Genomic DNA, 8767 nt, shown 5'->3' with positions numbered 1-8767 from the left:
TCATGGCTGAGCGTTGTCAGACTCCCCCTCACGGCTAGGCGGGATTCGAAATATTGATAAGATGTATCTAACTTAAATTTGATTGATCACTATTTAAAACAAAAACTAACCGGCAGTTGTTTAGTATCATCAATAATTTTGTAGTAAACTTCTCATTTAGCTGAGAGACTAACCTAATCATCGCAATCAGCCAGCCTAAAGTTAAGTACGCACATCTTTTGACCACCATCTAGCCGTGAGGGGCGTCCTGACAATGTTCAGTGGTGAAATTATCCTTGGCTGAGTGGTCTTCTCGGCTAGGATAAGGCCAAGCTTAAAGATTGCAGCGGGTTTTGCTGAGCTTTAAGTGTGCCCACCACGTTTCCAACATTGTCAGGACGCCCCGGTAGGCGGAACACACCACTCATGCCACAAAAAAATCCGAGCCATCAGCCCGGATTTTTGAAATCTATTTATCGATTACGGAACGTTGGATCGTTTGCCCATGAACTTGACGATACCGGGCTTCCCGGTACAGATACAAGTACTTGGCCCGTGCTAACGTTGTCTGAACAACCAATTCATTCGTATTATTATCATAAACTGCTTGTTCATTTTGCTTAGAACGGTCCCAATCCACCTTGGCCGTATTTAAGGTTGCTAACAATTGCTGGTCAAAAGTTTCCTTGGGATTCTTGATTTTTCGTTTGCGTTTGAACATCTTAACGCCTCCCAATTACATTTCTTGGCGACCTTCGACTGCTTTAAACAGGGTCATTTCGTCGGCGTACTGAATGTCACTACCAACGGAAAGGCCGTGCGCTAACCGCGTTACTTTAATACCAGCTGGTTTAACTAACCGTGAAATATACATCGCGGTGGCTTCCCCTTCTGGCGTTGCGTTAGTCGCAATAATGACTTCCTTGATGGCTTCATTTTGCTGAAGCCGTTTCAATAGACTGGCAATATTAATGTCTTCAGGACCTTTACCATCAATTGGTGATAGGACGCCGTGCAAGACGTGGTAAAGACCATTGTATTCCTTGATCTTTTCCATCGCCATCACGTCCTTGGCCTCTTCAACGACCAGCACACTGTCCTGGTCACGCGACTTATCCTGACAGATCACACAAGGATCATCCTCAGTGATATTGCCACAAATACTACAAAAATGCAGGTCACGTTTGGCAGCAATCAACGCCTTAGCAAATTCAGTGACGTCATCGCCATCCATATCAATCGTGTAGAAAGCTAGCCGGGTAGCCGTCTTACCGCCAATCCCGGGTAGCTTCATGTAACTATCGATCAATTTCGCAATTGGTTCTGGATACTGCATGTGCTTACCTCATTCTTACATTAAGCCTTTAGTGTACTTCCCCATCGTGTTTTGCGTCTGTGCATCAATCTTACTCAATGCATCGTTAACAGCAGTGATGACAAGGTCTTGTAACATATCAACGTCTTCAGGATCAACAGCATCCGGATTGATCGTAATATCTTTCATCTTCTTGTCACCAGTAAAAGTAACTTTGACCATGTCATCTGGCGCTACACCCGCAAAAGTTTGTTCATTCAAATTTGCTTGTTCAGCAGTCATTTGTTCCTGCATCTTCTTCATTTGTTTCATCATGCCTTGCATATTTCCCATTCCACGCATCATAAATATCAGTTCCTTTCAATGTTAGTCCGGCTTCACTTCTACTAGGTCACCGAACATGGCTTTAGCTTCTTCAACAACTGGTTCTTTGGGTGCTTCATTCGTCGATGCTTGGGTCCCACCAGTTTGGTGGGTCTCCAAGTAATCCTTACGAATTTGAGGCCACTGATCTTTAGGCACACAGATAATCTTCGGTGCCTGACCCATCAAGCGATCCAACCCATTACCTAACGCGTCGATCAACGTCTGATCATCGATGGCCTTCTGATAGACAAAGGCGTAATCAAACGCCACGACGACGCCCTCAGTACTGGCAGCCACTGGTTTGGCAACGTGCATCAACGCACGCTGGGTAACACTCAGAATATTCATCAGATCAGTCCAAACATCACGAACCTTGACCAGATCATCCTTAGTTGCTGCACCCAGAACTGGGTAGATCTGGCTAACGTTGACTTTTTTAACGGCTGGACCACTGCTGGCTCGTGGCTTAGGTGCAGCTAACTTCGGTGCACTGCCGCCCGCCCGCAACGTTTTAACAACGTCTTGTAACTGTTCCACTTGTTGTGCTAACTTCTGAACAGTCGGATCACTCGGATTAACCGTTGCAGTTGCGGTTGCCACTGGTGTTGTGGCCTGACCATCAAGTTGAGCTAGTTTAACCGTTAAGACTTCCAAATAAACATCCGGATGAGTCGTAAACCGCATCTGTTGTTGGATATCATTCAGTGTTTTGATCATCTGATACAGGACTTCCGCATCGATCTGCTTGGCAAAATCTTCAAACCGTTGATCATTTTCACCCATGGCAACACTTGCCACCATTTCTGGGGCTTGTTGATAGAGTAACACATCGCGAGTATAGCCAATCAAATCTTCGATGAAGCGGTTCGCATCTTTACCTTCTTGTAAGATTTGACGCATGGTTTCCAGGGCTGGCTTAGTTTCATGGCTGGTTACTTCTTCAACGTAATCCGCAATCAGGGCCTTCGTCACACTCCCCGTCACCATTAACGCATCATCTAAAGTAACCGTATTATCACCGAATGAGATCACTTGATCCAGAATACTCAACGCATCCCGCATCCCACCTTCAGCAGCTGCCGCAATCACTCGCAACGCTTTTTCGTCGTAGGTCACTTCTTTTTGCTGCAAGATGTAGACCATCCGATCATAGCTATCCTTAGCCGTGATCCGTCGAAAATCAAACCGCTGGGTCCGTGAAATAATCGTTAGTGGAATCTTATGAGGTTCGGTCGTTGCCAAAATAAAGATGACATTGGCCGGTGGTTCTTCCAGCGTTTTTAGTAACGCATTAAAAGCCCCAGTTGATAACATATGAACTTCATCAATGATGTAAACCTTATAATCAGCCTCGGTCGGTGCATACTTAGCCTTGTCACGAATATCACGAATTTCTTCGACACCATTATTAGACGCCGCATCAATTTCAATGACATCGTTTAACTGGCCCTTCGTAATCGCCGTACAAATCTCACACTCATTACACGGTTCACCATCTACTAAATGACGACAGTTCAACGCCTTCGCAAAGATTTTGGCCGCCGACGTTTTCCCAGTTCCCCGGGGACCAGTGAATAGGTACGCATGGCTCGTCTGGTGGGTCATAATAGCATTTTTTAGCGTCTGGGTAATCATTTGTTGCCCGACGATTTCATCAAAGCGTTGGGGACGCCAAACCCGATATAATGCCCGATACATGCGATACTTCCTCTCTTTTATTACTAAAAGCTTCTATACATTGTTTATCATCAAAAACTTCTAAATTGATTTAATTTAAATAAAAAGCTCTCAACCGAATGGCTAAGAGCTGTTACATTTCATAAAAACAAAAGGCACAAGATGAAGCAAACTTAGTGCTGCTTCCTTCCGGACCTGACACGATTCGTAAATCCACCCTTGCCTTCTGGCCTTGCGGCAAATACTATAATACATGATTTTCAGATCAATTACCAGCCATCAGCCTAATTTTTTTCGGCTGCTTCCCGGCGCGCCTTTTTAGCCGCTTTCTTACGTTTACGAATACTGCGGAAAAAGTTTTCCAACAGCTCCCCAGCAGGGCGGGCTAACACCCGTTCAGAAACGACAACTTGATGATTCAGACGCGTATCATCCATGACTTGGTATAAGCTCCGCACGGCACCGGCCTTAGGATCACGAGCACCATAATACAGTTCAGGAATACGAGCGTTAATGATCGCACCACTACACATCAGACAAGGCTCTAAAGTAACGTAAAGTTGGCAATCTTCTAATCGCCAACTATGCAAATACTCACAGGCTTCCTGAATCGCAATTACTTCAGCGTGCAGTGTGGCATCCTGACCATGCTCCCGCAGATTGTGTCCACGTCCAATGATCTCACCGTCGTGCACGATGACCGCACCAATCGGTACCTCCCCAATCAAATACGCCATCCGCGCTTCATGTAACGCTTCTTGCATCCATTCTTCCGCTGTTGGCTCAGTCACGACTACCCCTCCTTAACACTCTGCAAAATATAGTAACCTTTATCCTTCTTAATAATCTGGCAATTATCAAACGTTGCCTGCATCAATTTTTTAGCTGATGGTGCCCCCTGCTTTTTCTGCAACACAACAGTGAGGGTTCCACCTACTACTAGGTGAGTATATGCACCCGTTAGCATCGCTTCAACCACCTCTTTGCCGGCACGTACGGGTGGGTTCGTTACGATTGCTGCATAATTCGTTGTCGTAACTTGTTCATAGATGTCTGATGTAAAAATGTTAACGTTACTAATCTGGTTCAACGCCGTATTTTTACGCGCCAAACTCAAGGCCAGTTCATTAACATCTACCATATCTACCGTTCGTTCTGGCGATTGGTAGGCTAAAGCCATCCCAATTGGACCGTAACCCGTTCCTAAGTCAAGCAGTGGCCCCATTGGTAATCCTTTGGGATCAAAGGCATCCAGCAGAGTTCGTGAGCCGTAATCCACGGTTCGCTTAGAAAAAACCCCGTTATCCGTTGTAAACTTAAACTCGTGGTCAAAAATTTCAAAATTCCATTGCTTTTCGTCATGCACAATATCCGGATTGTGTGTATAATAATAATTAGTCATATTTGTTTTCCTCTAAATTTCTGGTCTATATCTATGATAACTGATTCAGCGAGTGAACAACAATAAAATTAAAAAAAATTTAGGCTTAGTTAAAGGCCGTCACTAACACAATATCTAGGGGTTTTAGTTATTTTCGTCCCCCAGATATTGTGTTTTTTGATTGTTTTTTTCACTATATGTTGTATACTAAATTTATCAGAAAAAGAGATTAAGGGTGATTGAAATGAAAAAAGTAACCGTATTTACCAAAAATAACTGCATGCAATGCAAAATGACTAAGAAATTCCTTACTGCGCACAATATTGCGTTTGAAGAAAAAAATATCAACACGAATCCTGAATACGTGGATTACTTAAAGGACCAAGGCTTCCAAGCCGTTCCCGTCGTTGAAATTAATGGTGAAGACAGCATTGCCGGCTTCCGTCCCGATGCATTGAAACAATTAGCTGTTTAGCTTCCCACGCTTTTTTGTGTGGTTACATAGCTGGTCTTAAGTTCATTTATTTATAAATAAGCGCGAAATAAAAGGCGGGGTGCTACCGAGCATAGCCTAGAAAGACGGATGATTGTGTACTTTCAATTGTTCGTCTTTCGTAGTTAAGCGGAGGGACAGCCCGTTGTTTCACGTTTCGACTTTGCCTAACCACTATTATGATCAATAGAAAGAGGATTCCTTATGACCTTAAAAAATTTAAAAGACGTCACCTATTATGATTTGAATAATGAGATCAATATTCCTGTTAACAACCAAATCCCATTAAACAAAGACCAGGAAGCCTTAGCTGCCTTTATTGAACAGAATGTGAAGCCAAATACGGTGCCGTTCGATAACTTACGGGCACGATTTGACTATTTACGTGATCACGACTACTTGGAAATGCCAACTATCGACAAGTATGACTTTAGCTTCATTGAAAAACTTTACGATTATTTACGGTCACAGGATTTCCACTTTAAAACGTTTATGGCAGCTTACAAATTTTACGCACAGTATGCGTTGAAGACCGATAATGGTGACTACTACTTAGAAAACTTCATCGATCGCGTGGCTATGAACGCCCTCTACTTCGCTGATGGTGATGAAGAACTGGCCATGTCACTAGCTGATGAAATCATCCACCAACGCTACCAACCAGCTACACCTAGTTTTCTTAATGCTGGCCGGGCTCGTCGTGGAGAATTGATTTCTTGTTTCTTAATTCAATCAACCGACGACATGAACGCAATCGGTCGCACAATCAACTCCGCACTTCAACTATCACGAATCGGTGGTGGTGTTGGGATCAATCTCAGCAATTTGCGTGGTGCCGGCGATCCTATTAAGCATATTGACGGTGCTGCTAGTGGCGTTGTTCCAGTCATGAAGTTACTAGAGGACAGTTTTTCTTACTCTAATCAATTAGGCCAACGTCAAGGTGCCGGGGTTGTTTATCTCAGCGTCTTTCATCCAGATATCATCTCATTTCTCTCAGCTAAGAAAGAAAATGCGGATGAAAAAATACGGATTAAGACGTTGTCACTCGGTGTAACGGTACCCGATAAGTTCTACGAATTAGTTAAAGAAGACGCTGATATGTACCTCTTCAGCCCTTACGGCGTCGAACGTGAATACGGTGTGCCATTCTCATATGTCGACTTAACCGCAGAATACGACAACATGGTCAACAATCCTAATATCCGTAAGACTAAGATCAAGGCCCGCGACCTTGAAAATGAAATCAGTAAGCTTCAACAAGAATCTGGTTATCCTTACATCGTCAACATCGACACGGCTAACCGTGAGAACCCAATTGACGGTAAGATTGTCATGAGTAACCTCTGTTCTGAAGTCATGCAGGTCCAAACCCCTTCATTGATCAATGATCAGCAACAGTACGAAAAATTAGGAACTGATATTAGCTGTAACCTTGGTTCAACGAACATCGTCAACTTAATGCAGTCACCTGACCTCGGTCACTCCGTTGAAGCCATGGTGCGTGCCCTAACCTTCGTTACTGACAACTCTAATGTGGACGTGGTTCCTTCAATTCAAAAGGGAAACCGTCAAGCACACACCATTGGTTTAGGTGCCATGGGCTTACACGCCTTCTTCGCCAAGAACCAAATGGAATATGGTAGTAAAGAAGCCGTTGATTTTACTAATATCTACTTCTTATTATTGAACTACTGGACGTTAAAAGCTTCTAACGCAATTGCGCGTGAACGTCACGAAACTTTCTTTAACTTTGAAAAATCAAAATACGCGGACGGTTCGTACTTCGATAAGTACACAACTCAAGCATGGCAACCTAAGTACGACAAAACAGTCGCACTCTTCAAGGACATTTTCATTCCAAGTCAAGCCGACTGGGAAGCTCTTAAAGCAGACGTCATGCAAGACGGTTTATACCATCAAAACCGGATGGCAGTAGCACCCAACGGTTCAATCTCATACATTAATGACACGACCGCTAGCTTGCACCCCATCATTAACCGAATCGAAGAACGCCAAGAAAAGAAAATTGGTAAGATTTATTATCCCGCTCCTTACCTATCTAATGATACAATTGACTATTATAAGTCAGCATACGATACTGATATGCGTAAAGTCATCGACGTCTATGCCGCTGCTCAACAACACGTTGATCAGGGGATGAGTCTTACCCTATTCATGCGGTCAACAATTCCTGCTGGTTTGTACGAATGGAAAGACGGTCGGACCGACAAGATGACCACTCGTGACTTAAATATTTTACGAAATTATGCCTATTACAAAGGAATTAAATCAATTTATTACATTCGGACCTTTACCGATGATGATGGTGAAGTTGGCATCAACGAATGTGAGAGCTGTGTCATTTAAATTATAGATTAGGATTGGGAGGTTCATACATGGCAACAGATTTGGGTTACTACCAAAAATTACTCAGTAACGGCAACTACAAAGCCATCAACTGGGATCAAGTTTCAGACGCAATCGATAAAAGCACTTGGGAAAAATTAACGGAACAATTCTGGTTAGATACACGGATTCCAGTCTCCAACGATATGGCAGACTGGCGTGACTTAGACGACGATCACCGTTGGGTAGTCGGCCACGTCTTTGGCGGTTTAACACTGCTTGATACGTTACAATCACAGGATGGGTTACAAGCCCTCCGTCAACACGTCGTAACACCCCATGAAACAGCTGTTTTAAACAACATCCAATTTATGGAATCCGTTCATGCTAAGAGTTATTCGACTATTTTTGAAACACTCAATACGCCGGACGAAGTTAACGAAATCTTCGACTGGAGTGACAGTGAAGAATTCTTACAAGACAAGGCTAAGTGGATCTACAAACTCTACAATAACGTTGATGAAGACCCACTCAAGCAAAAAGTTGCCAACGTCTTCCTAGAAACGTTCCTATTCTACTCTGGTTTCTACACACCACTGTTCTACTTAGGACATAACCAACTACCAAACGTTGCTGAAATCATCAAATTGATTTTGCGTGACGAAAGTGTCCATGGCACTTACATTGGTTACAAGTTCCAAATTGGCTTCAAACAACGTTCAGCTAAAGAACAGGCTGCGTTCAAAGACTGGATGTTCGACTTCTTATACAAGCTCTACGAAAATGAAGAAAACTACGTCCACTTAGTTTATGATCAAATTGGTTGGTCTGACGATGTCTTAACGTTTAGTCGTTACAATGCCAACAAAGCGTTGATGAACTTAGGTCAAGACGCCCTCTTCCCAGATACCGCTGACGACGTTAACCCCGTCGTTATGAACGGGATCTCAACGGGAACGTCGAACCATGACTTCTTCTCTCAAGTCGGTAACGGTTACCGCTTAGGTCAAGTTGAAGCAATGCAAGACACTGATTACGATTTCGGTGAACTTGACGATTAGCTTAATTTAGTCGATTAAAGCGTTTGGGAATTCCCAAGCGCTTTTACGCTACTCGGATACTGAATGGTCGAAACGTGGTCCAGCAGGCAGCGACCTCCGCTTAGCTACGGAGCAGTAACAATGGCCAAGTGCGCCATCATCACTGC

General features: G+C 43.6%; 9 protein-coding genes and 1 other RNA gene. 3 read left to right on the top strand and 7 right to left on the bottom strand.

Annotated elements, in window-relative coordinates:
• Positions 1–448: 448 nt before the first annotated feature.
• The 7 genes from ACG95_RS02295 to ACG95_RS02270 all read right to left on the bottom strand — a co-directional run bounded on the left by ACG95_RS02295 (position 449) and on the right by ACG95_RS02270 (position 4739).
• Complete coding sequence (locus ACG95_RS02295; protein ID WP_047998951.1) at positions 449–700, bottom strand: YaaL family protein; 252 nt, start codon at positions 698–700, stop codon at positions 449–451.
• A gap of 15 nt (positions 701–715) precedes the next feature.
• Positions 716–1315 (bottom strand): recombination mediator RecR, encoded by a 600-nt coding sequence (gene recR / locus ACG95_RS02290; protein WP_047998950.1) that lies wholly within the window; start codon positions 1313–1315, stop codon positions 716–718.
• 15 nt (positions 1316–1330) lie between these two features.
• A complete protein-coding gene (locus tag ACG95_RS02285) occupies positions 1331–1639 on the bottom strand; it encodes a YbaB/EbfC family nucleoid-associated protein (protein WP_047998949.1) in 309 nt (102 codons plus the stop codon).
• 21 nt (positions 1640–1660) lie between these two features.
• Positions 1661–3358, bottom strand: coding sequence for a DNA polymerase III subunit gamma/tau (gene dnaX / locus ACG95_RS02280; protein WP_047998948.1), 1698 nt, complete (start codon positions 3356–3358; stop codon positions 1661–1663).
• Positions 3359–3481: 123 nt separating this feature from the next.
• Positions 3482–3568: signal recognition particle sRNA small type (ffs, locus tag ACG95_RS14130), an RNA gene on the bottom strand.
• A 53-nt stretch (positions 3569–3621) separates the two neighbouring features.
• Positions 3622–4128: a tRNA adenosine(34) deaminase TadA gene (gene tadA / locus ACG95_RS02275; protein ID WP_082137281.1), complete on the bottom strand. Its 507-nt coding sequence runs from the start codon at positions 4126–4128 to the stop codon at positions 3622–3624.
• A gap of 2 nt (positions 4129–4130) precedes the next feature.
• Positions 4131–4739 carry a class I SAM-dependent methyltransferase gene (locus ACG95_RS02270; protein WP_047998947.1) on the bottom strand — a complete coding sequence of 203 codons (609 nt, stop codon included), beginning with the start codon at positions 4737–4739 and terminating at the stop codon, positions 4131–4133.
• 223 nt (positions 4740–4962) lie between these two features.
• Here ACG95_RS02270 and ACG95_RS02265 point away from each other — a divergent pair, with 223 nt between their 5' ends.
• The 3 genes from ACG95_RS02265 (at position 4963) to nrdF (ending at position 8621) form a co-directional block, all read left to right on the top strand.
• Positions 4963–5193 carry a redoxin NrdH gene (locus ACG95_RS02265; RefSeq protein WP_047998946.1) on the top strand — a complete coding sequence of 77 codons (231 nt, stop codon included), beginning with the start codon at positions 4963–4965 and terminating at the stop codon, positions 5191–5193.
• Between the two features lie 222 nt (positions 5194–5415).
• On the top strand, positions 5416–7581 hold the full coding sequence (gene nrdE / locus ACG95_RS02260; RefSeq protein WP_047998945.1) for a class 1b ribonucleoside-diphosphate reductase subunit alpha: 2166 nt from the start codon (positions 5416–5418) through the stop codon (positions 7579–7581).
• Between the two features lie 29 nt (positions 7582–7610).
• Positions 7611–8621 carry a class 1b ribonucleoside-diphosphate reductase subunit beta gene (nrdF, locus tag ACG95_RS02255; protein WP_047998944.1) on the top strand — a complete coding sequence of 337 codons (1011 nt, stop codon included), beginning with the start codon at positions 7611–7613 and terminating at the stop codon, positions 8619–8621.
• Positions 8622–8767: the final 146 nt, after the last annotated feature.

The organism is Lactiplantibacillus herbarum, from assembly GCF_001039045.1.
Lineage (GTDB): Bacteria > Bacillota > Bacilli > Lactobacillales > Lactobacillaceae > Lactiplantibacillus > Lactiplantibacillus herbarum.
This window is presented reverse-complemented; position numbering and strand designations above follow the sequence as displayed.